The sequence below is a fragment of the Campylobacter sp. RM16187 genome (genome assembly GCF_025319965.1).
Taxonomy (GTDB): Bacteria; Campylobacterota; Campylobacteria; order Campylobacterales; family Campylobacteraceae; genus Campylobacter_A.
Genome location: NZ_CP012549.1, coordinates 491,084 through 516,403, shown reverse-complemented (window position 1 = coordinate 516,403; position 25,320 = coordinate 491,084). Strand labels below are relative to the sequence as shown.

The following is a 25,320-nucleotide window of genomic DNA, read 5'->3' as shown; positions in this document are numbered from 1 at the left end:
CTTTATCCTTTTATTAAATTTTCCAAGCCAAATGCACCATCAAGCAGAGTCTGCTCATCCCATGCCTTAGCCACAAGGTGAGCCGAGACATTTAAGCCGTTTTTATCCTTAGCCACAGGAACAGATACCGCAGGAAGTCCGGCTAAATTGACACCTATAGTATATATATCAGCTAAGTATGATTGAAGCGGATCCGTAATATCACCAAATTTAGGAGCCGTAGTAGGTGCTACAGGCATTAGCATGAGATCGCATTCGCTTAAAATTTGCTCATATTTTGTCTTTGTATACGCTCTTGCTTTTTGCGCTTTTATATAATAAGCATCGTAATATCCGCTACTTAACACAAAGGTTCCTAGTAAAATTCTTCTTTTTACTTCATCACCAAAGCCTTCCGAGCGAGAGTTGATATATAACTCTTTTAAATTTTTAGCCTCTGCTCTGCGTCCATATCTAACTCCGTCAAAACGGCTTAAATTTGCACTCGCTTCGGCAGTTCCTATTATATAATAGGTTGCTATATCATATTTTGAAGTGTCTAAATTTTTATAAACTATCTTATGTCCATTTGATTTTAATACATCAACCGCTTTCAAAAGTGCGCTTTTAGTCTCTTCACTAGCCTCGTTTATGTAGTTTTCTATCACACATATTGTTAGTTTTCTATTGGCGTTAAGCTTATCTGCAGTAGTTTCGAATTTCTTATTTACGCTTGTGCTATCTCTTTCATCATGCCCAGCGATGATATCATAAAGTATCGATGCGTCTTCTACGTTTTGAGTTATAGGACCAATTTGATCCAAACTGCTTGAGTAAGCGCCAAGACCGTATCTGCTTACACGCCCATAAGTCGGTTTAAAGCCCACACATCCGCAAAATGCAGCAGGCTGACGCACGCTACCGCCGGTATCGCTACCAAGTGCGGCTATGGCTATACCGCCGCCTACCGCAGCCGCAGAGCCGCCACTGCTGCCTCCAGGGATATGAGCGTTATTTAAAGGGTTTAAAGTTTTTCCATAAATTGAACTCTCGGTAGTGTTACCCATCGCAAATTCATCCATATTTGTTCTACCAAAAGGCGCCAAATTCGCCTCTAAAAGCTTTTCTATGACAGTTGCGTTATAAGGCGCTACGTAGCCTTGCAAAATTTTAGAGCATGATGTTATGCTCCAGTCTTTTACTTGGATATTGTCCTTGATCGCTATAGGAATGCCTTCGCCAAGCTTTGATATGGGTAAATTCTCAAGCTGCTCCACATAAGCTCCAAGCCTTTTCTCGGCTATGATTTTTGCCTCAAGCTCGCTTCTTAGTGATCTTATCTCCTCGTTTGAGAGCTTTAAAGCCTCTTTTAAAGTTATCATCTGTTTTCCTTAAATTTATTTACTAAAATTATCCCGATGCCCACTACGCAAAGTATCGCTGCTATAGTGGCTACGATGACGCTAAAATGTATCGGCTCAGAGAGCATTTTTAAGCACTCTTTCACATCTCGGGCAGGTTTCGCCGTCATGTTTAGCGCTAAATTTCCAGCATCTTGGGCACTTAAATTTGCTTGACATTACAAGCTTAAATTTGTCATGTCCTATCTCAAATTCAGCCAAACTATCCTTATCATCAAGGCTCTCGATCTCACTTACCATATACCAGTCGGTTATCTCGTCTAAATTTTCGCTCAGGATAGAATTTGAGCTGGTTTGAAGCACTAGTTCAAGAGTTGATTTTATCTTTTTGTCTTTTTTAAGCACGTCTATAAGCTCAAAGAATTTCTCTCTACTTTGAGCTAAAAGCTCATCATCCACTTCAAATTCAAAATCTATCGGGGCATACTCAAGATCAAATGCGTCTTTGGCTCCGTTTTTGATGATCTCAGGCGCATAGTCCATAACCTCATCAACCGTATATGTAAGAGTCGGTGCTATAAGCGGCAAGAGCGCTCTTGTGATGATAGCCATCGCACTTTGAGCCGATCTTCTGCGATCGCCGTCCATCTCGTCACAATACAGCCTGTCTTTACAAATATCAAGATAGATACCAGAAAGATCGGCACTCAAGAAATTCATAAGCACACTAAAGCCTTTTGAGAAATCGTAATTTCTAAACGCCGTCTCAACCTCGCCAAAAGCGCGTCTAGCGCGGCTTAGTATCCACTTATCAAGGATGTTGAAATTTGAAGTCTCAAGATCATCTAAGTCATTTACGTTTGCGAGCAAAAATCTTATGGTATTTCTTATCTTGCGGTATTGCTCGCTAACTTGCTTTAAGATGTTATCGCTTATCTTTAGATCGCTTGAGTAGTCGCTGAGCGCAACCCAAAGGCGCAAAATTTCAACGCCGTAAGTTTTGATCACGTCTTGCGGAGCTACGACGTTACCTTTACTCTTACTCATCTTTTGACCGTTTTCATCGACGGTAAAGCCGTGAGTTAAGACGCTTTTATAAGGCGCTTGTCCTTCTGCCGCGCAGCTTAAAAGAAGTGAGCTTTGAAACCAACCTCTATGCTGATCGCTACCTTCTAAATACATATCAGCCTGATAGCCACCCGCGTCGTAATCTCCGCTCTTTAAAACAGCAGACCAAGTGCTGCCGCTATCAAACCACACATCAAGGATGTCGGTTACCTTTTCTAAATTTTTAGCGTCGTATTTGGAGTTTGGCGGTAGAAGCTCTTTAATTTCCATATCCCACCAAGCGTCAGCTCCTTTTTCTTCAAAAATTTTGGCTACAAAATCCAAAATTTCGCTATCAAATATCGGCTCTTTCGTCTCTTTATCTCTAAAAAACGCGATTGGCACACCCCAATCTCTTTGGCGAGAGATACACCAGTCAGGGCGATTTGCAACCATCAACCCTATCCTTCTTGCACCGCTTGCAGGGTAAAATTTAACTTTTTCTATCTCCGCAAGCGCAACCTCTCTTAGAGTCTTTCCGTCTATCTTTGGCTCGTCCATAGCGATAAACCACTGCTTTGTCGCGCGGTAGATAACCGGCTTATGCGTTCTCCAGCAGAAAGGATAAGAGTGGGTAAATTTGCTAACTTTAAGCAAGCTTTTGCCCAAAATTTCTAAAATTTTCTCATTAGCTTTAAATATATGCATGCCAACCAGCTCATCCGCTACATCCGCGCGGAAAAGCTTCTTAACTCTAAGCGTAGAGTCGTAAAGTCCTGCCTCATCCACAGGCATGATAACTTCGATGCCGTATTTTAAGCTTATGTGATAGTCATCCTCACCGTGCCCCGGAGCCGTATGAACTAGACCCGTTCCGCCGTCCATAGTAACGTGCTCGCCGAGGATAAATTTAGACTCACGGTCGTTTAGAGGATTTATCGCGTGGAGATTTTCAAGCTCGCCGGCTTTAAATTCTTTTACGATCTCGCCTTTTGTAAGTCCTTCTTTAACGAGTTCTTCGATCATCTCTTTGGCAAATATCAAATTTTCAGTTGTAACTACGTATTTTTCATTTGGATTTAAGCTTATGGCTTGGTTTGCAGGAAGAGTCCAAGGAGTCGTAGTCCAGATGACTGCGCTTGCCTCTTTAACTCCTAGTTTTTTTAGCGCCTCATCGCCTAGTTTAAAGGCTACGTAGATGCTATAGTCCTCTTTATCTTCATACTCGACCTCAGCTTCTGCAAGGGCTGATTTTGCCGCCCAGCTCCAATAAACAGGCTTGCTTCGCTCTATCAAAAGTCCGCGCTTAGCTACTTTACAAAGCGTTTTGTAAATTTCAGCTTCAAATTTAAATTTCATCGTAAGATAAGGATCATCCCAGTCACCGACTATACCAAGCTGTTTAAAGCCCTCTTTTTGGATCCCTATAAATTCTCTTGCATGCTCTCTGCAAAACTCCCTGATCCGAGTTGTGCTCATGGCTTTCTTCTTCTCGCCAAGCTTTACTTCAACTTGCTGCTCGATCGGCAAGCCGTGGCAGTCCCAACCAGGAGTATAGCGGATGTCTTCGCCAAAGAAGTAGTGAGTCTTAGTGATGATGTCTTTTAGGGTTTTGTTAAGTGCGTGTCCTATGTGGAGGTTGCCGTTTGCATATGGAGGTCCGTCGTGGAGGTTGAAGCTCTTTTTCGCCTTTTGGCGTTTGGCTTTCATTTTAGAGTAGATGTCTCTCTCGCCGTACCATTTTTCTAGCCGCGTCGGTTCGTTTTGCGGCAAGCTTCCTCGCATGGGAAATTCGGTGCTTGGAAGCAGGAGTGTATCTTTATAATCCATCTTGTTGCCTTGTTTCAAATTTGCAAATTTTATCTAAGCAGTGATTAAAGGCTACTGAAAATCGAGCGTTAAGCCAAAAATTTAGTCGATTTTTTTGTGATATAATTTCAAAAATTAAGGAGGTTTTTATGAAAAATGCACTTTTGATAATCGGAGAGGATTTAAGCATAAACGCCGCTTTTTTGGGCTATATTTTTAGCTTTTACAAGGCTCATTTTAAAGAGCTTGGAGAGTTTAACTTCGCCAATAAAAGCGACAAAGAGTTGCCATTTATCATAGAAAACTTATGCTCTAAATTTGATACTCTTTGCATATTTGCCTCAAACGAAAACTACGCAACTACGGCTAAAATTTTGGCTACATTAAGCGAGGATTTAATAGAACTAAAGGAGCAAAATACACTTGCGCCAAGCAAAGCTATAACAATAACGAAAGATAGCTTTTTAATAAATTTAAATGATACTCAAGTAAATCTTATAAAAGCTATTCCAACTAAAGAAATAGGGCAAATTCACATAAAACCAAATATAAATTTTACTTATTTTAACCTATTTGATATCGATAGCGAAAGTACTAAAATTTTATTAGAACCGATTGCTAAAACTTACGAAGTACAAATTTATATATCCCAAATCATAGAGAATTTAGTTATCGTAAGGGCGGAAGCTAATAAATTTGGTCAGATAGAAAGCTTTATAAACGGCGTTAAAAATCTATTTTCTCAAAAATTTATCGCCAGTAGAAATTTAGTTGAACATATCGCAAAAACACTCATTAGAAAAAATCTAAAAATTACTTTTGCGGAGTCTTGTACAGCTGGGTTAATAGCAGCCAAATTTGGTCAATTTGCAGGAGTTTCAGCCGCTTTTGACGGCTCGCTTATAACTTATGCAAACGAGATTAAAGCAGAATGGCTAGGAGTTGGCAAGAATACTATTGAAACTTATGGAGCGGTAAGCGAACAATGCGTAAATGAGATGCTAAGTGGGGTCATTCGCTCAAGCGGAGCTGATTTCGCATTGGCCGTGAGCGGCATAGCGGGACCTGACGGCGGAAGCGTAGAAAAACCCGTAGGAACTGTATTTGTAGGAGCCTTAAGCAAAAACGGCAAGATCATAGTCGATAGGCTAAATTTAAAAGGAGATAGAAACTACATAAGAGAACAAAGCGCACTGCACGCCTATACATGCTTATTGCGCATTGCTCCTGAAATCTTTTTTTGAATAAATTTTATTTATTAAAAGGAACAGGCTCGTAGCCTTGTCTAATCAAAGCACCCATTCCGCCATTTAAATTTATGATATTTAGCCCACCAGAATCAAGCATTCTAGCTGCATGAAAGCTTCTGTTGCCGCTTCTGCAAATCAAAGCTATAGGCTTTGAGATATCAAAGTTATCCTTTAGCTCTTGTATAAATTTAGTAGTATTGTAAGGATCAAAGGTTATTGTTTTAGCACCTTTTACTATGCCCGTAGCTCTCCACTCAGGCTCTGTTCTAATGTCTACAATCTGCTCGTAATCATTAATATTTTGAGGCGTTACATTTACATTTTGAAACTGAGAAAAAGCAGCCGATGCAGCCATTGATAGAAGTAGAAATTTTTTCAATTTTTTGCCTTTTATTTTTAAAATTGAGGAAATATTATCACTTTTTTGTTAAAAAATTTTTAACAAATGCCTATATTATAATCTCACTCTTTTACCTCGGTATAAGCTGCATTTACAATACTTAATATTATTATAAGAAATAAATGCTAATATTTTGAGTTTCAATACCATTAAAAAGGATAGACATGAAAAAAAGCATACTAGCTTTAAGTTTGCTAGCAGGTTTTGCACTTGCTGCTGAAATAAACATATATTCTGCTCGCCACTATGACGCTGACACACAACTTTATAAGTTATTCGAAGAAAAAACTGGAATTAAAGTAAATGCAACTCAGGCAAAGGGTGGAGAGCTTATTAAAAAGCTTGAGGTAGAGGGCGATAGCTCTGTAGCGGACCTTTTTATCACTGCAGATGCCGGAAATTTCTACACAGCTAAGAAAAAAGGCGTATTGCAATCTGTAAAATCTCAAACTCTAGAAAAAATTGTTCCGGTTCAATATAGAGACGCAGAGGGATATTGGTTTGCTATCTCAAAAAGAGCTAGAATAATAGCTTATGACAAGAGAAATTTTGATCCAAGTATAATTAAAAACTATCAAGACCTAACCAAACCTGAGCTAAAAGGCAAACTTCTAATTAGAAGTGCTACAGCAGGATATAACACATCTCTTCTGGCTTCAATTATAGAGAGCGAAGGTGTAGACGCGGCTAGCAAATGGGCTAAAGGCACTCTAGCCAACTTAGCTCGTGATCCAAAAGGCGGCGATAGAGACCAAGCTAAAGCAATATTTGCAGGAGAGGGTCAAGTGGCGGTAATGAATACTTACTACATCGGACTTATGCTAAATTCTCCAAAGCCTGAAGATGTAGAGGTAGCTAAAATTTTAGGAGTAATCTTCCCTAATCAAGATAACCGCGGAACACACGTAAATATAAGCGGTATAGCGCTTACAAAAGCTTCTAAAAACAAAGAGAATGCTATCAAATTTATGGAGTTTATGGTAAGTCCTGAGGCTCAAAAGATACTTGCAGGCATTAACTACGAATATCCTGTAAATACAGCAGTAGAACCGAGCGATACAATCAAAGCGTTTGGAAAATTCAAAGAGGACTCAACTCCACTTTATAAATCTGTAGAAAAAATAAGCGAAGCCGTAAAAATATTTGATATGGCTGGCTGGAAATAAGTGAATATCAAATTTTGGGCGATTACGGTCGCCCTCATCATCCTAGTCCCTATTATTAGCATTTTTTTCGAGATAGCTTTTGGAGACTACTCCAATTTAGAGCATTTTTTTAAATATCTATTTTTAAGGTATATTCAAGGCACTTTTTTAGTAGCTTTCGGGGTCTTGGCTCTAAGTGCCACAATAGCCGTTATTTCGGCATGGATAGTAGCTAACTACCGATTTCCTTTTGTAAATTTCTTTGAATATGCCCTAATGCTTCCGCTTGCCATACCAGCTTACATATTTAGCTTTTGTTATGTCGGAATAATGGAGTTTCAAGGCTATTTTCATAAAATTTTCGGCTTTAGGCTTGATTTTATGAATATTTACGGAGCCATTTTTGTGCTTTCCTTATCGCTTTATCCATATATCTATATGTTCGCAAAAACTTCCTTTAAAACTCAGTCGAAAGTGCTTTTTGACGTATGTAAAATTTATAAACTGTCTCAGTTTAAAATATTTAGAGTAGCCGTGATGCTCTCTAGACCAGCCATTATAGGCGGAGCAATGTTAGTTTTAATGGAAACTTTAAGTGATTACGGAACTGTAGCTTATTACGGAGTGGCAACATTTAGCGCAGGGATATTTAAACTATGGTTCGATTTAGGAGACTCATACTCCGCATCTATTTTGGCTGCAATGCTAATGGTTTTAGTATTTATCATAATGATATTTGAGCATATCAATAAAAATTCGAAAGGCTATAGCTTTAATACACACAATATCGCAAAGACAACAACCAAAAGCGAGCTTAACACTATCGGGAAAACTTTAGCTTTCTTGTGGTGCTTTGTAATTTTTTGTTTGGCATTTTTATTTCCTGTTATCTGGCTTGTTTATTGGAGCATAATGACGATTCAAGATTTCAAGCTAGAATTTATAACCATGGCTGGAAATTCGCTTCTAATGGCTATCATAAGTGCAATTTTAATAACTTTTATTAGCTTCTTTCTAGTATTTTCAACAAGAATTATCAAAAACAATAAGCTAAATACATTCTTGCTAAAAACTACCTCTCTTGGCTATGCACTCCCAGGGGCAAGCATAGGCCTATGCGTGATGATAGTATTCGGATATATAGATAGAAATTTTGGCACTCAATTTTTATCAGCCTCGTTTGTCGTATTGATCTTTGGCTATATTGTAAGATTTTTAGCGACTTCTGTATATGCCGTAGAGAGTGGTTACGCAAAGATTCCAAAAAATATAGATGACGCAAGCCTACTTCTTAATAGATCTAAATTCACACTTTTTTTTAAAGTGCATTTCCCCCTATTAAGGCACTTTTTCTTTCTTTCGTTGATTGTAGTTTTTATAGACATTGTAAAAGAGCTGCCATTAAGCCTGATACTTCGTCCGCTTGGCTTTGAAACTCTTAGCATTAGAGCGTTTTTCTACGCCACAGACGAGAGATTATATGCGGCAGCATTGCCATCTTTACTAATAGTTTTGCTATCTTTAGTGGCAGTAATTTGGCTTGAAATAATATCTAGGAAAAAAGCGTAATGGAAATTTTAAATATTAGAAATTTAAACAAGAAATTTAACAACATAGATGTTTTGAAACATATAAATTTGACACTAAAAGAAGGTGAAATTTTAAGTATTTTGGGTGAAAGCGGATGCGGTAAAAGCACTCTTTTAAGAATTATAGCCGGACTTGAGACAAAAGATAGCGGAGATATAGAACTTAAAAAAGATTGTGGTGTGGCCATGATGTTTCAAAACTACGCTCTATTTCCGCACTTAAATGTAAATAAAAATATCGAATTCGCTCTTTCAAAAATGCCTAAAAACGAACGTGATATAGAGATAGAGAGTCTGCTTGAGAAATTTAAAATAAAAGAGCTAAAAAATAAAATGTGCGATCAAATTTCAGGAGGACAGGCTCAACGCGTGGCATTTGCAAGAGCAGTGGCAAACAAAGAAAAGCTTTTATTACTTGATGAGCCGTTTGCAAATCTAGATCACAATCTCCGCCATACTTTAAGATCCGAATTAAAACAGATGATTAAGCAAAACGGTCTAAGTGCTATTATGGTAACTCACGATAAAGAAGATGCCTTTATGCTAAGTGATAGAATTGCACTTATTAAAAATGGTATTATTTTAGATATTGGCACACCTAAAGAGCTCTATTTTAATCCAAGTAGTTTCGAGGTGGCAAAATTTTTAGGTGAAATGAATTCTGTGGCAGGATACAATATAGAAGTGCTTCCAGATGAATTTAAACAGTGGCTTAAGAATAAGAGATATATGTTTAGACCGGAACAAATTATAAGCGGCAATAAATTTGAAGCAAATGTATTAAGTTACCGATTTTTAGGTGCATTTTATGAGCTTGAATTAGAATTTATGAATGTAAAATTTAAAAGCATCATAAACTCAAATATTGAAATAAGTGATAAATTTGGCTTTGATTTAAACTAAAATATTAACTAAATTCTCCTAAAATATACAGAATAAAACAAAAGGCTATTTTATGAATAAAATTTCAATCCTCATAATACTTTTAACTCTACTTTTATCAGGATGCTCTGATGGCAAACAAGCTAAAGAGATAGTTGATTCCACAAAAGACGCTGCCAACAAAATAATAGAAAAAGGCTCTAACGCTGCAAAAGATGTCATTGATAAAACCTCAGAAATAAAAGGAAACACACAAGACATTATAGATACGGTTACCGATAAGGCTATAAAAAGCGCTGAAGAGATCAAAGATAAAGTAGAGAGCACTATAGATGAGATAAGAAAAGACACTAAAGATATTTTAAATAACATATTAGAAGAAAACAGCACAAAAGAAAAACAAAAATTAGAAGAGATTTTTAAAATATAATCAAGATGGTGTCCTCAGCGAGATTCGAACTCACGGCCTCAAAATTAGGAATTTTGCGCTCTATCCAGCTGAGCTATGAGGACAAAAGGTAAAAAAACAAATACTATTCTTGATAAATATTCAAATAAACCAAGTAAATTTTATAAAATATGTTTGCAAGCTTATTAATTTAAATAAATTTAAAAAGGGCGAGAAAGTCCCGCCCTAAATTTTAGCCGTTTCTCTTTTTAATGATCTCTTCAGATACGTTTTTAGGAACTTCTTCATAGTGATCAAATTCCATAGAGTATGTAGCACGACCTTGAGTTTGGCTTCTAAGGTCTGTTGAGTAGCCAAACATCTGAGCAAGTGGGCAAAACGCTGTAACGATCTTATTACCGCTTCTTTCATCCATTGAGCTAACTTGTCCGCGGCGCTTGTTAAGGTCGCCGATAACATCACCCATATACTCTTCAGGAGTTTCAACCTCAACCTTCATCATAGGCTCAAGTATAACTGCACCTGCTTTTCTAGCGCCCTCTTTAAAGCCCATTGAAGCAGCAAGTTTAAATGCCATTTCAGAGCTATCCACTTCGTGGTAGCTCCCGTCAAACAACGTAACTTTAACGTCTTCTACAGGGTAGCCTGCAAGAACACCGTTTTGAAGCGCTTCTTTACAACCCTTTTCAACAGCCGGAATGTACTCTTTAGGTACAACGCCGCCTTTGATGTCATTAACGAACTCAAATCCAGTACCAGGCTCAAGTGGCTCAAGACGTAGGAATACATGTCCGTATTGACCGCGTCCGCCTGATTGCTTAGCATATTTATACTCTTGCTCGACTGTTTTACGGATAGTTTCGCGATATGCAACTTGAGGTTGTCCAACTTCTGCATCAACTTTAAATTCGCGAAGCATACGATCAACGATGATCTCAAGGTGAAGCTCACCCATACCGGAGATGATAGTTTGACCGCTCTCCTCGTCCGTGCTAACTCTAAAGCTTGGATCTTCTTGCGCAAGCTTTTGAAGTGCAAGCGCCATCTTCTCTTGATCTGCTTTAGTTTTTGGCTCAACCGCAACAGAGATAACCGGATCCGGGAAGTCCATTCTCTCAAGGATTACCTTGTCTTTTTCGCTTGATAATGTATCGCCTGTTAGAGTCTCTTTTAGTCCCACAACAGCGCCGATCTCCCCGGCGTGAAGAACTGTAATCTCTTCTCTTTTATTTGAGTGCATCTTTAAAAGACGACCGATTCTCTCCTTTTTGCCCTTAGCTGAGTTGTAAGCATAGCTACCGCTCTCTAGGCTGCCGCGATAAACACGAACGAAAGTTAGCTGACCGACAAACGGGTCTGTCATGATCTTAAACGCAAGACCGGCAAATTCGCCATCATCGGCTGACTCAACCTTTACCTCTGTGCCGTCTTCATACTCGCCTTTTATCGCCTCAACTTCATCCGGAGCCGGAAGATAATCAACAACAGCATCAAGAAGCGGTTGAACGCCTTTATTTTTAAATGAAGTTCCGCAAACCATAGGAATGATTGACATTGAAAGACAACCGGCTTTTATACCTTGTTTAATCTCCTCAACGCTAAGCTCTTCACCGCTAAGGTATTTCTCCATAAGTGCATCATCGGTTTCAGCAGCAGCCTCAACCATTTTCGCGCGGTACTCTTCTGCTTTTTCTAGCAAATCGGCTGGAATTTCTTTCTCTACGAATGTAGTCGGTTTGCTGTCATCTTCCCAAACCAAAGCTTTCATAGTTACTAAATCAACAACACCTTTAAATGTATCTTCAGCACCGATTGGAATTTGGATAGGTACCGGATTTGCTTTTAAGCGGTTTTTGATTTGGCTCTCTACATTGTAGAAATTTGCGCCAACTCTGTCCATTTTATTTACGTAAACCATTCTTGGAACGCGGTATTTGTTAGCTTGTCTCCAAACTGTTTCAGACTGAGGTTGAACGCCGCCAACTGAACAAAATACAGCGACAGCACCGTCAAGAACACGCATAGAACGCTCAACTTCGATAGTAAAGTCAACGTGGCCCGGAGTGTCAATGAGGTTGATTTGGTGATCTTTCCAGAAACAAGTTGTTGCAGCTGAAGTAATAGTAATACCACGCTCTTTTTCTTGCTCCATCCAGTCCATAGTAGCAGCACCATCATGAACCTCGCCAAGCTTATGGCTCATGCCCGTAAAGAACAAAATTCTTTCGCTGGTAGTAGTTTTACCAGCGTCAATATGAGCCGCGATACCGATGTTTCTAACCATATGTAATGGGGTTTTTCTATCTGCCATAAATTTTCCTTCTTACCAGCGGTAGTGAGCAAATGCCTTGTTAGCCTCTGCCATTTTGTAAGTATCTTCTTTCTTCTTAAAAGATGCACCTTTTGAATTTGCAGCATCAAGAAGCTCGTTAGCAAGCTTGTCTATCATGGTTCTTTCGCTTCTTTTTCTTGCATAGCTGATTATCCAGCGGATAGCAAGAGCTTGTTGGCGTGCAGGGCGAACCTCAACAGGAACTTGATATGTAGCACCACCAACACGGCGTGATTTAACTTCCATGATCGGTTTTACGTTTTCAATAGCATCGTTAAAAACATCTATGCCTTTAACTTCGCTATTTCTTTTCTCGATAGCTTTGATAGCGCCGTACATAATCTCGGTTGCTACGCTTTTTTTGCCATCGTACATAAGCGAGTTAATAAATTTAGTGATTACTTTGTTTCCATATATCGGATCAGGTAAAACTTCCCTTACAGGGGCTTTTCTTCTTCTCATTTGATTATTCCTTCAAATTTTATAAATTTTACTCAAACGCAACTAAATCAAAAGCGCGTCTGCGAACCTAAATTTTTATTTCTTTGCTGCGCCGGCTTTAGGGCGTTTAGCACCATATTTAGAACGTGAAACTGTTCTTTTAGCAACACCCGCAGTATCAAGCGCACCACGAACTATGTGATATTTAACACCTGGTAAGTCTTTAACCCTACCGCCGCGAACTAGCACAATGCTGTGCTCTTGCAAGTTGTGACCTTCACCGCCGATATAGCTAATAACTTCAAAGCCACTGGTTAATCTAACCTTGGCAACTTTTCTCAAAGCAGAGTTTGGTTTTTTCGGAGTTGTTGTGTAAACTCTCGTACAAACGCCTCTTCTTTGAGGACACTCTTTTAGCGCTGGAGATTTTGATTTTACAATCACTTTCTTGCGCTCTTTTCTAACCAATTGATTTATGGTTGGCACAGTAATTCCTTTCGACTAAATTTATTAAAAAGACTTAATTTTATTTAAAAATGGCTTAATTTAAGGTAAATTTCTAAATTTTTAGCTTATAGGTTGGTTTTAAAACTCTTGAATTCGAAGTTTGAGCAAGATAAATTTTAAATCTAAGCTCAAATTTTATAAATTGCCCTGCCAAAATTGAGCAGGGCAAAAAATTATTTAATTTTGTTTTAGCTTTATCTTTCTATCTTGATAAAGTCCTGTTCCAACTGGTATCATGCGACCCAAAATTACGTTTTCTTTTAGATCTTCAAGATGATCTATTTTAGCAGCTATACTAGCCTCCGTTAAAACCTTAGTTGTCTCTTGGAAAGATGCTGCAGAGATCACACTATCACTTCCTATCGCCGCGCGAGTTACACCAAGCAAGATAGGCTCAGCTATAGCAGGATTGCCTCCCATGCGCATTATTCTTTCGTTTTCCTCTTTAAATCTTATACGAGAGATCATATCACCGACTATGAAATTAGTATCTCCACTATCTATTATTTTAACTTGTCTTAGCATCTGGGAAACTATAATTTCAATGTGTTTATCTGCTATTGCAACACCTTGTGAGCGATACACTTGCTGAATTTCACTTATCAAATAGTAATGAAGCGCCTTTTCACCTAAAATTCTGAGCACGTCATGGCTTGAGATAAGACCGTCTGTTAGCTTCTCGCCAGCATGGATAAACTCTCCGCTCGTAACTTGAATTTGTCTGGTCTTGTCTATCAAGTATTCAGACGTAGTTCCATCCTCCGCTTCGATAATAATTCTTTCTTTTGAGCGAAGCGGCTTATCAAATCTTACAATACCGTCAATCTCAGCTATGATAGCCGTATTTTTTGGACGTCTTGCTTCAAATAGCTCAGATACCCTAGGAAGACCTCCGGTGATGTCTTTTGATTTTGCTACAGCCTTTGGAGTTCTAGCTAAAATATCGGCTTGGTCTACACTTACACCATCATTTACAAATATCGCCGTCTTTGGCTCAAGCTGATATCGAATCAGCCTTCCGTCTTTAGTAGATATAACTATCGTAGGCTTAATACCAGAAGGCAGATACTCATTGATCACAAGACGAGTCTGTCCGGTAGCCTCATCATATTGTTCTGAAGCGCTATAGTTAGGCTCTATATCTTCATAAGCCACTACTCCGGCCTCTTCGGCAATAACAGGAGTAGAGTATGGATCCCATTCTGCTACTATTAACTGCTCTTCATTTACGGGTTCAGCTATAAGATCTTTTAAGCTTACTATATCGCTATCGTTGACTTTAATAACCGAATTTCTTGGTATATAGTGACGCACAGCCTCTCTATCATCCTCATCGGCAACTACTACAAACATACCTTTTTCTCTTACAGTGTGACCCTTTTTTATATTTCTTATACGTTCTAAATAATCACCCTTTAAGATATAAAACTTCAATACTCCATTTGCTCCAGAAACTATCTTTCTAGCTACAGGATCACCGTCTGCCATCTTAATTTCACTTGCAAAAGGAATACGATTAGGAATGTTCCATCCCTCTTTAATAATTTCGGCTATACTCTCATTTTCTTGAACACTAGCTCCATGCTCATAAGGTATGTGAATTTTACCCTCTACCTTACCGCTAACCCCGGCTAGTTCGTTTGGCTTAGCAAGGTCATTTCTTCTAAGGGTGTATTTAGCCTCTTCTTTCTTACCTTTTATGGTAATATTTACATCTTCGTGAGCTATTTCTATCTCGATCTTGCCATCAAACGGAGCCTTTATCTTTGGCTCTACCAATAAAACAGCTGCGTTACGACGATTAGCTACAATTCTCTTGCCGTTATTTTCATAAGTATTAAGGTTATAATATCTTATAAAGCCTTCTTTTTGCGCTATAACCTGGCGATCTTGTTGCTCGGTAGAAGCGGTCCCGCCGATGTGGAATGTTCTAAGAGTAAGCTGAGTTCCAGGCTCGCCAATTGATTGAGCAGAGATGATACCTACAGCCTCTCCAGGTTTTACCAGCTTGCCTTCTCCAAGGTTAAGGCCATAACACTTAGCACATACTCCTTTTGCGGCTTTGCAAGTAATAGGAGTCCTGATATTAACAGATTTTATTCCAGCTTCAATTATGGCTTTTGCCTTCTCCTCATCTATTAAAGTGCCTTCCGCAAATAAAATTTCATTTGCTATCGGATCTATAACGTCATCTGCAAGCACTCTTCCAAGCACTCTTTCCTCAAGGCTTTCTATAAGCTCGCCGTTTTCGGTGATTTCAGTGATCTCAACGCCTTCGTGAGTACCGCAATCTTCAATCGTAACCTTAACGTTTTGCGCAACGTCAATTAGCTTTCTAGTTAAGTATCCCGCGTTTGCCGTTTTAAGCGCGGTATCGGCAAGTCCTTTTCTAGCGCCGTGAGTTGAGATAAAGTACTCAAGTACGTTTAGTCCCTCGCGGAAATTTGATGTAATAGGCGTCTCAATAATCGAGCCATCAGGCTTAGCCATAAGACCACGCATACCGGCAAGCTGACGAATTTGCGCAGCAGAACCTCTAGCTCCAGAGTCAGCCATCATATAAATCGAGTTAAATCCGCCCTTATCATTTTGAATGAGCTTCATCATCTCGCCTGCAACTACATTATTTGTATCAGTCCAGATATCAACGATCTTATTGTATCTTTCTGAATCCGTTAAAAGACCTGCGCCGTATTGGTTTTGAATTTCGCGTACTTTTTTCTTAGCGCTGTCTATATGCTTTTGTTTTCCTTCAGGGACGATGATATCGGCTATAGAGATAGAAATTCCCGCTTTTGTAGCGTAGCGGAAGCCTAAATTTTTAAGCTTATCTAAAAATCCTGCAGTTATCTCAAGTCCGCCTACTTTATAAACATAATCAACCAAATTTGCTATATCTTTTTTCTTAAGGACTCTGTTCCACATATTTTCAGGAACAAAATCAGGCAATATCGAGCGGATGATCAAACGTCCGGCAGTCGTAAATAGCGTCTTACCGTCGATCATGGTTTTGATCTTTGAATGAACTTCAAGGCAGTGCGCCTCTTCAGCGATCATAACCTCATCAACGCTTGCAAAAATTTTATTTGCTCCCTTAGTGTCGCTCTTTTCTAAGCTTAGGTAGTAAATTCCTAAAACCATATCCTGGCTTGGAACGGTTATAGCCTTACCGCTTGCAGGAAGCAAGATATTCATCGAGCTAAGCATCAAAATTTTGCACTCCGCGATAGCTTCTTGCGAGAGTGGCACGTGAACAGCCATTTGGTCGCCGTCAAAGTCCGCGTTAAACGCAGCACAAACGAGCGGATGAAGCTGTATCGCTTTGCCTTCAACTAGCACAGGGTGAAACGCTTGAATAGAGAGCTTATGCAGCGTAGGAGCACGGTTTAGCATAACAGGATGATCTTTAACAACCTCCTCTAAACACTCCCAAACTTCATTCGTCTTATCCTCTATCATCTTCTTGGCTTGCTTAACGGTCGTTGCATAGCCCTTTTCTTCAAGACGCGCTAAAAGGTGCGGTTTGAATAGCTCAAGAGCCATTCTCTTTGGAAGTCCGCACTGATCCATTCTAAGCTTTGGGCCTACAACGATAACAGAACGACCTGAGAAGTCAACACGCTTACCAAGCAAATTTTGTCTAAAGCGACCTTGCTTACCTTTGATAATCTCAGAAAGTGATTTAAGCGGGCGCTTGTTTGCACCTTTTACGGCATTTGCTCTTCTTCCGTTATCAAAAAGGGCATCAACCGCCTCTTGAAGCATTCTCTTTTCGTTTCTTATAATGATTTCAGGCGCATCAAGCTCCATAAGTCTCTTTAGACGTGCATTTCTATTTATAACACGGCGGTAAAGATCGTTCACGTCAGAAACGGCAAATTTGCCTCCGTCAAGGCTAACAAGCGGGCGTAAATCAGGCGGAAGCACAGGTAAATTTGTAATCATCATCCACTCAGGGCGGTTGCCTGAATTTAAAAACGCCTCAACAACTTTAAGTCTTTTTACGATAGTTTTTTTCTTCGCCTCTGAATTTGTAGCGCTCACCTCATCTTTTAGAGTATTTAAAAGCTCTATCAGATCTAAACTTGCAAGCATATCCCTAATAACCTCTCCACCCATTCTAGCTCTAAATCCACTATCCTCGAAACGTTGAGCAAGAGATTGATACTGCTCGTCATTTAAAACGTCATAAATTTCTACTTTTTTGCTATTCTCGTTATCATAAAATGCATCTCCTACGGCCTCAACTATATATGCCTCATAGTAAAGTACGCGCTCTAAATCCTTCATCTTGATACCAAGAAGCGTTCCTATACGGCTTGGAAGTGAATTTACATACCAGATATGCGCCACAGGAGTTACAAGCTCGATGTGTCCCATGCGTGAGCGACGAACTTTTGAGCTGGTTACTTCAACGCCGCACTTCTCGCATTTAACGCCTTTATAGCGCATTTTTTTATACTTACCGCAAAGGCACTCATAGTCACGGATCGGACCAAAAATTTTGGCGCAAAACAGACCATCACGTTCAGGCTTTAGAGTTCTATAGTTGATAGTTTCAGGCTTTTTAACCTCGCCATAACTACATGATTTGATCTTCTCGGGACTTGCCAAGCGAAGCTGAAAAGCTTCAAAATCACGAGGGCGGTGCTCTTCTTTTATCTCAATCGGTTTTAATTCACTCATTGTTATCTTCCTCATCGTATATCTCAACATCAAGTGCAAGGGATTTAAGTTCGTTTGTTAATACGAAAAACGTCTCAGGAATTCCTGTTTCTGGTACATTTTCGCCTCTTGTTAGTGCCTTATATGCCATTAAACGACCTTCAACATCGTCTGATTTTACCGTTAGCATCTCTCTTAGAGTGTGAGCGGCTCCATAAGCTTCAAGCGCCCAAACCTCCATCTCACCAAATCTTTGACCGCCAAATAGCGCCTTACCACCGACAGGTTGCTGCGTAACAAGGCTGTATGGTCCGGTACTTCTTGCGTGAACTTTCTCATCGACAAGGTGGTGAAGCTTAAGCATATACATGCAGCCTACGTTTACTCTCTCCTTTATTTTTGAGCCTGTGCGTCCATCATAAAGCTCGGTTTTACCGTCCATATCGACTTTTGCCATCTCAAATAGCTTAGCAAATTCTTCAACTCTAACGCCCTCAAAGATAGGAGTTGCGAATTTAACACCACTTGCCCAATCTCTTGCGTATTCTATTAGATCTTCGTCACTTATACTAGATATGGCTTTTTTAGCATCGGTAAATTTAGAAACATCGGCTATCTCAATCATTTTGGCACGAAGGGTCTTGATCCACTCACCTTTTTTCTCTTCAAAAATTTCATTTATCTGCTCACCCAAGCGATAACCTACAAGTCCGAGATGGCTTTCTAAAATTTGTCCTATATTCATACGGCTCGGAACACCCAGTGGATTTAATACGATATCGACAGGCTGCCCGCTAGGAAGATACGGCATATCAACCTCTGGAACTATATTTGAAACGATACCTTTATTACCGTGACGTCCAGCCATCTTATCGCCTACTTTAAGTTTGCGTTTTGTAGCTATATATACCTTCACAAGTTTGACAACTCCGCTTGGCAAGATATCATCTTTTTCTAAAATTTCTATCTTGGCGTCATGCTCTTCTTTTAACTTTTTCTTCTCGTTTTGGAAGTAGTTTTTAAGCTCGTCATATTTCTTCTGAACATCTCTTGCAAAGCTTTTTACAATAGTATTTAGTGTAAAGCGGTTGATATTTTCAAGATCTGCCTTATCTATCCTGCTTCCTTTTTTATACTCTTTTTTACCGATAGTTAAACTATCAGAAAGAGCGTTTCTAGATAATAAAGAAGTTACTTTTAGCATCTCCTCTCTATCCATCATCAAAAGTCTATCATGATGCTCTTTTTCCAAATTTAACTTCTCTTCCTCATAGGCCTTATTTGTTCTATTGTCTTTCTCATAGCCTTTTTTTGTAAAGATTTTCACATCTACAACGACACCTTCCATAGAAGCTGTTGCATATAATGATTTATTTACGACATGCCCCGCTTTTTCGCCAAAGATCGCTCTTAAAAGTCTCTCTTCAGGAGTTGGTTTAACCTCGCCTTTTGGAGATACCTTTCCAACTAGTATCATGCCAGGCTTTACATGAGTTCCGATCTTAATGATTCCGTTTTCGTCAAGGTGTATCAGATCTTCCTCTTTAATATTGGGAATATCTTTTGTTATCTCCTCTACTCCGTCTTTTAGCTCACGAGCTTCTATCTCTTTTTCATAGATATGAACACTCGTAAATGCATCTTCACGTATCATCTTTTCACTAATTACGATCGCGTCTTCATAGTTATAACCATTCCAAGGCATAAATGCTATAAGTGCGTTTTTACCTATGGCAAGCTCGCCTCTTTCCATACTAGGGCCATCAGCTATCACTTGTCCTGCTTCAACCACATCGCCCTTTTTGACTATCGGATGCTGAGAAAATGTGGTGTTTTGGTTGGTTCTTAAATTTTTCTCCATAAAGTAGTGATCTATATAAGGTCCTGCTTCATCTTCACCCAAAATAAATATATTTTTATTATCTACTTTTTCGACAACACCTGAACGTCTTGCTTTGATAGCTTCCCAAGCATCGCGCGCTACGATTCTTTCCATTCCCGTTCCCACGATAGGAGCAGACGAGCGAAGAAGCGGCACTGCTTGGCGCTGCATGTTTGAACCCATAAGCGCACGGTTGGCGTCATCATGTTCCAAGAATGGAATAAGAGAAGCCGCGACACCTGCTATCATGCCCGAACAAAGGTCTATTAGCTTAACATCCTCGCGTTTAGCAAGTATCATCTCACCATCTTGTCTAGCTTCGATCAGATCTTCAACTATATAGCCGTTATCATCTATAAGAGTTGAAGCCGGGGCTATTACTATATTTTCCTCTTGAGTTGCCGTTAGATAAACGATCTCATCGGTTACTTTGCCGTCAACAACTTTTTTATAAGGTGCTTCAACAAAACCAAGGTTATTTACTTTCGCATAAGTTGAAAGTGTGTTTATAAGACCGATGTTTTGACCTTCCGGAGTCTCTACGGGACAAATTCTGCCGTAGTGTGTAGGGTGAACGTCACGCACCTCAAATCCTGCGCGCTCTTTTACGAGTCCTCCCTCACCAAGTGCCGATAGACGGCGCTTATGTGTAACTTCGCTTAGCGGATTTGTCTGATCCATAAACTGGCTTAACTGTCCGCCTGTGAAAAATTCAGTTATAGTCGCAGTAATCATCTTTGGATTTACAAGATCATAAGGCATAATTTCTTCAATGCTACTACTTAAGCTTGTAAATTTGTCACGGATAGCCTTTTGCATTTTCACGAAGCCGAGGTGAAGCTCGTTAGCCAAAAGCTCGCCGATAGAGCGGATACGTCTGTTTCCAAGGTGATCTCTATCGTCTATATGACCTTGTCCGTTTTTAACCTTTATAAGATATTTTGCTGTTTTTATAATATCTTCATTTGTTAGAACGGTTACATATTCAGGAACATCGAGTCCAAGCTTGTGGTTCATCTTCATACGACCAACTTGAGTTAAGTCATACCTTTCAGGGTTGAAGAAAAGATCGTTTACAAATGTCTTTGCAGCATCTTTTACGACAGGCTCACCGGGGCGCATAACTTTGTAAATTCTAATTGCCGCAAGGTCGTTTTCATCTTCAACATTTTCAGTTTGCTTAAGAAGTTTTAGAGTCTCGCTATCTGCGATAAATGAGTTTATAATCGCATCATCAACGCCTGCCGCAAGGTCGTTTGCTATCTCTATAGTGTCTTGCTCGGCTAAAATTTTAACCAATTTATTCTCATCAAGCTGCACAAGAGTATCTAATATAACTTCCCCACTCTCTTTATCGATCACAGGAGAAGCTAAAAATCTATTAACCAAAATTTCAGTCGGATACTCAACCCACTTTATACCATCGCTTATGATCTTGTCTGCTTTTTTCTTTGTTAGCCTTTTACCTGCTTCGTGAAGTACATTTCCGTCTTCATCTTTTATATCATATTCTATTCTGCCAACATAATCTTCAGGGTTAAATTCAGTCAAAAATTTATTGTTTTTAATAGTTAAAGTCTGGATAGGATAAAATAGTTTTATAATATCTTGTTTTTTATATCCAAGCGCTCTAAATAGTATGGTTACAGGAACTTTTCTGCGTTTATTGATACGAACGTATAAAACGTCTTTTGTGTCGTATTCAAAGTATAGCCAAGAACCGCGGTCGGGAATAATCTGGGCTGTGTAAATTAGCTTATTTACGACAGTCGGGCTCTCCTCTTCTTTAAATATAACGCCCGGGCTTCTATGGAGCTGGTTTACAACAACTCTTTCGACGCCGTTTATAATAAATGAAATTCTATCTGTCATAAGAGGAATTTCACGTATAAAAATTTCTTGTTCTTTTATATCTTTTACACCGATCTTCTCACCGGTTTTCTCATCTTTTTCATGAACTATAAGTCGAATTTTCATCTTTAAATTTACAGAGTAAGTAAGACCTCTTTCCATACACTCTCTAATAGTGTATTTAGGCTTGCCGATCTCTGAACTTACATATTCAAGCGAAAGTCTATTTTGCGGATCATGTATGGGAAATATTGATTTAAAAACTTTTTCGATACCGCTTTCGCCTTGATTTTCGCCCAAATTTAGAAAATAATCAAAACTCTTTTTTTGTAATTGTAATAGGTTAGGAACATCTATCTCTTTAGCGACATTTGAAAAATCAACTCTAAGACGATTTCCTGAGTATAAGCTGTTTAACATGCATCTACCTCGTGGTATAAGTTTGAAAGAAAAGTATTGAGCCACAAATTTATGGCATCTAAAATTTAATTAAGGAAGCCCTAGAGCTTCCTTCCAAAAATAACAAAATAATAAATATTATTTAAGTTCGACTTTAGCGCCTGCTTCTTCAAGTTGTTTTTTAGCTTCTTCAGCTTCAGCTTTGCTGATTCCCTCTTTAAGAACTGAAGGAGTTTGCTCAACTGCATCTTTAGCCTCTTTAAGACCAAGACCGGTAAGAGCTCTAACAACTTTAATAACGTTGATCTTTTTCTCACCGCCGTCAAGCAATACAACGTTGAATTCAGTTTTCTCTTCAACTTCTGCCACTGCTGCACCACCCGCTGCGCCTGCTACCATAACAGGAGCTGCGCTTACGCCAAATTTCTCTTCAAATTCTTTTACTAATTCGCTTAGCTCTAATACTGAAAGATTAGAGATAAATTCTAGTACATCTTCTTTAGTAATTGCCATTTTTAAATTCTCCTAATTTTTATGCTGATTGTTCTTTTTTCTCTTTAAGCGCATTTAATCCAATTGTGAAATTTTGGATAGGCGCATTCCAAACTTGCAATAACATTGCAATAAGCTCATCACGACTTGGCATTTTAGATAGTGCTTTAACTTTTTCAACACTAGCAACTTCGCCATCAATGTGCGCTGTTTTAATCTTAAACAACTCACTGTTAGTCTCTTCAAATTTAGCCGCAACTTTAGTAGCCAAAAGCTGATCGCCCCAAATGAATATATTGGTATCTTTAAGAGACATACCGTCTTTATCCGCATTCTTAAGTGCAATATTTGCAAGAGTATTTTTTACAACTTGAACTTTTACGTTTTGCTCTCTTGCAGCATTTCTTAATACTTCAAGTTTCTTAACGCTAAGTCCGCGGTAATCACATACTATAATCGCTTCATTATCTTTAAATTCAGCTTCAAGTTTTGCTATTATTTCAGATTTTTCGCTTCTTGTCATTCATTCTCCTTTCCGACCGGTGATTTCAAGCAGAGCGGGTCGTCCAATTAAGTCTACTGACCTCGGCTATCTCCAATCTAAGATATAAATTTATTAAAATTTAATTAACGTAAATCTATCAACTCTTGAGTCTCAAGCGATATAGACGGACTCATAGTTAGTGATAGCGCTGCATTTTTGATATATCTTCCTTTTGCAGCTGCCGGTTTATGTTTGTTTATAGCTTTAATGAAAGTTGAGATGTTATCATTTAGCTGCTCTTTTGAAAAACTTACTTTACCAAGACCGGCATGGATATTTCCTTGTTTATCTACACGGAAATTTACTTGACCGCTCTTTGCGTTATTAACAGCTTGTGCAACATCCATTGTAACTGTGCCTGTTTTTGGGTTTGGCATAAGACCTTTTGGTCCTAAAATTCTACCAACTTTACCAACTAGACCCATTAAATTTGGTGTAGCTATTAAAACATCAAAATTCATAACGCCTTTTTGGATATCTTCGATAAGATCGTCGCTTCCAACGATATCTGCACCGGCTGCTTTAGCTTCATCGGCTTTAGCGTCTTTTGCGATAACAGCTACGCGAACAGTCTTACCTGTTCCAGCAGGAAGAACAACCGATCCTCTTACCATCTGATCAGCGTGTCTTGGATCAACATTAAGCTTAAGTGCTATTTCAACTGTTTCATCGAATTTTGCAGAAGCAAGAGTTTTAACGGTATCTATTGCTTCATCTAGCGCATAAATTTTGTTTACTTCAACTTTTTTAAGTAGTTCGCTAAATCTTTTTGTAGTTTTTTTTGACATTAATTTCTCCGCATTTAAAAGTGCTTCCGCCATAAATTTTAAATCCTCGGCGGTTTAAGGATTAGTCGATTACTTCAATTCCCATAGAGCGAGCTGAACCTGCTATTATTTTAGCGGCTTGCTCTTTGTCGTTTGTATTTAAATCGACGATTTTTCTCTCAACGATTTCAAGTACTTGAGCTTTAGTAAGCTTTCCTACTTTATTCTTTAGCGGATTGTCCGCACCTTTTGATATTCCAGCTGCTTTTTTGATCAAATCTGTTGCAGGTGGTTGTTTTGTAATAAATGTAAAACTTCTGTCAGCATAAACAGTGATAACAACAGGGATATTATAACCTGCCATATCCTTAGTTCTTTCGTTAAATGCTTTACAAAATTCCATAATGTTTACACCTTGCTGACCAAGAGCAGGACCAACCGGTGGGCTTGGGTTTGCTTTAGCTGCTGCAATTTGTAATTTAATTTCGCCTATAACTTTTTTAGCCATAAACCTCTCCTTATACTATCTTCTCAACTTGTGAATATAAAATTTCAACCGGCGTGCTTCTGCCAAAAATAGAAACATTTAACCTTAATTTTCCATGTATCATATCGTATTCTTCTACTATACCGGTAAAATTTGCAAAAGGTCCATCTGTAATTCGAACGCTCTCACCATTTTCAAATGAAATTTTAGGTTTAGGCGCTCCACGCTTTTGGACTTTTTCCAAAATCAAATTTATATCTTTATCGCTTAATGGTGTAGGCTTTTTAGACTCACCTATGAATCTTCCAACTTTTGGTAAAGACTGGATCTTGTGCCAAAGAGCGGTATCTAGATCAAGATGTGCAAAAGCATATCCGGGATAAAGACTTCTCTCGTTTATTTTTTTCTTGCCGTTTTTAATCTCTATAACGTCTTCAGTCGGGACAACAACCTCTTTTAATTGTTCTTCAATGTTGTGATCTTTGACTAAATTTTCAATAGCTCTCTTAACGCTCATCTCACTGCCGGCATAAGTTTGAATCGCATACCATTTATGTGCCATTGCTTATACCTTAATTTAAATTAATTTTGAAAGAGAGTAAGACATTACTACATCAACAATTGCTAGAAAAAGTGAAATAACAGCCACAACAGCAAAAACTGTTATAAATGCATTTCTAACTTGCTCTTTCGTAGGATAAATAACCTTCATTATCTCTGCTCGAGAGAGCTTAAAATAGTTTATTAGTTTTTCCATTTTCAACCTTTGATGGCAGGGCAAGAGGGATTCGAACCCCCAACCATTGGATTTGGAATCCAGCGCTCTACCGTTGGAGCTATTGCCCTAATGCGTTAGCCTTTTATTTAGCTCTTTAACTTTACTTCTTTATGAACTGTATGTTTTTTTAATCTTGGACAATATTTTTTAATCTCTAGCTTTTCAGTAGTTGTCTTGCTATTTTTTGTCGTAGTGTAATTTATATCACCAGACTCAGAACATTTAAGACCTACTTTTACTCTACTATTATTTTTTGCCATAAATTTCCTTCTAAAAAGCGGAGATGAAAATCTCCGCTAAAAAT

The 25,320-nt window shown here is 38.7% G+C and carries 20 protein-coding genes and 2 tRNA genes; 5 read left to right on the top strand and 17 right to left on the bottom strand.

The genetic code is table 11. The features are described 5' to 3' along the window. Positions 1-2 precede the first annotated feature (2 nt). Positions 3-1,361 (bottom strand): Asp-tRNA(Asn)/Glu-tRNA(Gln) amidotransferase subunit GatA, encoded by a 1,359-nt coding sequence (gene gatA, locus CDOMF_RS02860; protein ID WP_260952365.1) that lies wholly within the window; start codon positions 1,359-1,361, stop codon positions 3-5. Positions 1,362-1,457: 96 nt separating this feature from the next. Then, positions 1,458-4,217: an isoleucine--tRNA ligase gene (gene ileS / locus CDOMF_RS02855; protein WP_260952364.1), complete on the bottom strand. Its 2,760-nt coding sequence runs from the start codon at positions 4,215-4,217 to the stop codon at positions 1,458-1,460. A 128-nt stretch (positions 4,218-4,345) separates the two neighbouring features. On the opposite strand from ileS, the gene CDOMF_RS02850 reads away from it, so the two are divergent. Further along, positions 4,346-5,440: a CinA family protein gene (locus CDOMF_RS02850; RefSeq protein WP_260952363.1), complete on the top strand. Its 1,095-nt coding sequence runs from the start codon at positions 4,346-4,348 to the stop codon at positions 5,438-5,440. A 7-nt stretch (positions 5,441-5,447) separates the two neighbouring features. On the opposite strand, the gene CDOMF_RS02845 is transcribed toward CDOMF_RS02850, so the two are convergent. Then, positions 5,448-5,825 (bottom strand): rhodanese-like domain-containing protein, encoded by a 378-nt coding sequence (locus CDOMF_RS02845; RefSeq protein ID WP_260952362.1) that lies wholly within the window; start codon positions 5,823-5,825, stop codon positions 5,448-5,450. 185 nt (positions 5,826-6,010) lie between these two features. On the opposite strand from CDOMF_RS02845, the gene CDOMF_RS02840 reads away from it, so the two are divergent. The 4 genes from CDOMF_RS02840 to CDOMF_RS02825 are packed head-to-tail and all read left to right on the top strand — an operon-like array spanning position 6,011 to position 9,892. Beyond that, a complete protein-coding gene (locus tag CDOMF_RS02840; RefSeq protein WP_260952361.1) occupies positions 6,011-7,012 on the top strand; it encodes a Fe(3+) ABC transporter substrate-binding protein in 1,002 nt (333 codons plus the stop codon). Then, positions 7,013-8,560, top strand: coding sequence for an ABC transporter permease (locus CDOMF_RS02835; RefSeq protein ID WP_260952360.1), 1,548 nt, complete (start codon positions 7,013-7,015; stop codon positions 8,558-8,560). It abuts the gene before it with no gap. Positions 8,561-8,565: 5 nt separating this feature from the next. Then, positions 8,566-9,483: an ABC transporter ATP-binding protein gene (locus tag CDOMF_RS02830; protein WP_336296824.1), complete on the top strand. Its 918-nt coding sequence runs from the start codon at positions 8,566-8,568 to the stop codon at positions 9,481-9,483. Positions 9,484-9,535: 52 nt separating this feature from the next. Beyond that, entirely contained in the window at positions 9,536-9,892 is a 357-nt protein-coding gene (locus CDOMF_RS02825; RefSeq protein WP_260952358.1) for a lipoprotein, read from the top strand. 6 nt (positions 9,893-9,898) lie between these two features. Here the strand turns inward: CDOMF_RS02825 and CDOMF_RS02820 are convergent. From CDOMF_RS02820 to rpmG, 14 genes are all read right to left on the bottom strand, one after another. Then, positions 9,899-9,975 (bottom strand) — tRNA-Arg (locus CDOMF_RS02820). A gap of 128 nt (positions 9,976-10,103) precedes the next feature. Continuing rightward, positions 10,104-12,182: an elongation factor G gene (fusA, locus tag CDOMF_RS02815; protein WP_260952357.1), complete on the bottom strand. Its 2,079-nt coding sequence runs from the start codon at positions 12,180-12,182 to the stop codon at positions 10,104-10,106. 12 nt (positions 12,183-12,194) lie between these two features. Further along, complete coding sequence (gene rpsG / locus CDOMF_RS02810) at positions 12,195-12,665, bottom strand: 30S ribosomal protein S7 (protein ID WP_260952356.1); 471 nt, start codon at positions 12,663-12,665, stop codon at positions 12,195-12,197. A gap of 75 nt (positions 12,666-12,740) precedes the next feature. Continuing rightward, positions 12,741-13,130, bottom strand: a complete 390-nt coding sequence (gene rpsL / locus CDOMF_RS02805) for a 30S ribosomal protein S12 (protein ID WP_169940604.1) — start codon at positions 13,128-13,130, stop codon at positions 12,741-12,743. Positions 13,131-13,328: 198 nt separating this feature from the next. Next, entirely contained in the window at positions 13,329-17,837 is a 4,509-nt protein-coding gene (gene rpoC / locus CDOMF_RS02800) for a DNA-directed RNA polymerase subunit beta' (RefSeq protein ID WP_260952355.1), read from the bottom strand. After that, positions 17,830-21,969: a DNA-directed RNA polymerase subunit beta gene (gene rpoB, locus CDOMF_RS02795; RefSeq protein ID WP_260952354.1), complete on the bottom strand. Its 4,140-nt coding sequence runs from the start codon at positions 21,967-21,969 to the stop codon at positions 17,830-17,832. The genes rpoC and rpoB overlap by 8 nt, the downstream gene beginning before the upstream one ends. 117 nt (positions 21,970-22,086) lie before the next feature. Then, a complete protein-coding gene (gene rplL, locus CDOMF_RS02790; RefSeq protein WP_260952353.1) occupies positions 22,087-22,461 on the bottom strand; it encodes a 50S ribosomal protein L7/L12 in 375 nt (124 codons plus the stop codon). A gap of 19 nt (positions 22,462-22,480) precedes the next feature. Beyond that, positions 22,481-22,963, bottom strand: a complete 483-nt coding sequence (gene rplJ, locus CDOMF_RS02785; RefSeq protein WP_260952352.1) for a 50S ribosomal protein L10 — start codon at positions 22,961-22,963, stop codon at positions 22,481-22,483. 104 nt (positions 22,964-23,067) lie between these two features. Continuing rightward, on the bottom strand, positions 23,068-23,772 hold the full coding sequence (rplA, locus tag CDOMF_RS02780) for a 50S ribosomal protein L1 (protein ID WP_169974399.1): 705 nt from the start codon (positions 23,770-23,772) through the stop codon (positions 23,068-23,070). Positions 23,773-23,833: 61 nt separating this feature from the next. Continuing rightward, positions 23,834-24,259, bottom strand: coding sequence for a 50S ribosomal protein L11 (gene rplK / locus CDOMF_RS02775; protein ID WP_169974400.1), 426 nt, complete (start codon positions 24,257-24,259; stop codon positions 23,834-23,836). A gap of 10 nt (positions 24,260-24,269) precedes the next feature. Continuing rightward, positions 24,270-24,800 carry a transcription termination/antitermination protein NusG gene (gene nusG, locus CDOMF_RS02770; protein WP_169974403.1) on the bottom strand — a complete coding sequence of 177 codons (531 nt, stop codon included), beginning with the start codon at positions 24,798-24,800 and terminating at the stop codon, positions 24,270-24,272. 15 nt (positions 24,801-24,815) lie between these two features. Continuing rightward, the gene (secE, locus tag CDOMF_RS02765; RefSeq protein WP_169974405.1) at positions 24,816-24,995 is read right to left on the bottom strand and encodes a preprotein translocase subunit SecE; all 180 of its coding nucleotides are present in this window, start codon (positions 24,993-24,995) and stop codon (positions 24,816-24,818) included. A 13-nt stretch (positions 24,996-25,008) separates the two neighbouring features. Further along, a tRNA-Trp gene (locus CDOMF_RS02760) sits at positions 25,009-25,084 on the bottom strand. An 18-nt stretch (positions 25,085-25,102) separates the two neighbouring features. After that, a complete protein-coding gene (rpmG, locus tag CDOMF_RS02755) occupies positions 25,103-25,276 on the bottom strand; it encodes a 50S ribosomal protein L33 (protein WP_169974407.1) in 174 nt (57 codons plus the stop codon). Positions 25,277-25,320 lie beyond the last annotated feature (44 nt).

Coding starts and splice junctions, on each gene's coding strand:
- fusA (WP_260952357.1), bottom strand. CDS start 12,182: ATGGCAGATAGAAAAACCCCATTACATATGGTTAGAAACATCGGTATC.
- rpoB (WP_260952354.1), bottom strand. CDS start 21,969: ATGTTAAACAGCTTATACTCAGGAAATCGTCTTAGAGTTGATTTTTCA.
- rplK (WP_169974400.1), bottom strand. CDS start 24,259: ATGGCTAAAAAAGTTATAGGCGAAATTAAATTACAAATTGCAGCAGCT.
- rpoC (WP_260952355.1), bottom strand. CDS start 17,837: ATGAGTGAATTAAAACCGATTGAGATAAAAGAAGAGCACCGCCCTCGT.
- CDOMF_RS02850 (WP_260952363.1), top strand. CDS start 4,346: ATGAAAAATGCACTTTTGATAATCGGAGAGGATTTAAGCATAAACGCC.
- secE (WP_169974405.1), bottom strand. CDS start 24,995: ATGGAAAAACTAATAAACTATTTTAAGCTCTCTCGAGCAGAGATAATG.
- nusG (WP_169974403.1), bottom strand. CDS start 24,800: ATGGCACATAAATGGTATGCGATTCAAACTTATGCCGGCAGTGAGATG.
- CDOMF_RS02825 (WP_260952358.1), top strand. CDS start 9,536: ATGAATAAAATTTCAATCCTCATAATACTTTTAACTCTACTTTTATCA.
- rpmG (WP_169974407.1), bottom strand. CDS start 25,276: ATGGCAAAAAATAATAGTAGAGTAAAAGTAGGTCTTAAATGTTCTGAG.
- ileS (WP_260952364.1), bottom strand. CDS start 4,217: ATGGATTATAAAGATACACTCCTGCTTCCAAGCACCGAATTTCCCATG.
- rplJ (WP_260952352.1), bottom strand. CDS start 22,963: ATGACAAGAAGCGAAAAATCTGAAATAATAGCAAAACTTGAAGCTGAA.
- gatA (WP_260952365.1), bottom strand. CDS start 1,361: ATGATAACTTTAAAAGAGGCTTTAAAGCTCTCAAACGAGGAGATAAGA.
- rpsG (WP_260952356.1), bottom strand. CDS start 12,665: ATGAGAAGAAGAAAAGCCCCTGTAAGGGAAGTTTTACCTGATCCGATA.
- CDOMF_RS02840 (WP_260952361.1), top strand. CDS start 6,011: ATGAAAAAAAGCATACTAGCTTTAAGTTTGCTAGCAGGTTTTGCACTT.
- rplL (WP_260952353.1), bottom strand. CDS start 22,461: ATGGCAATTACTAAAGAAGATGTACTAGAATTTATCTCTAATCTTTCA.
- rplA (WP_169974399.1), bottom strand. CDS start 23,772: ATGTCAAAAAAAACTACAAAAAGATTTAGCGAACTACTTAAAAAAGTT.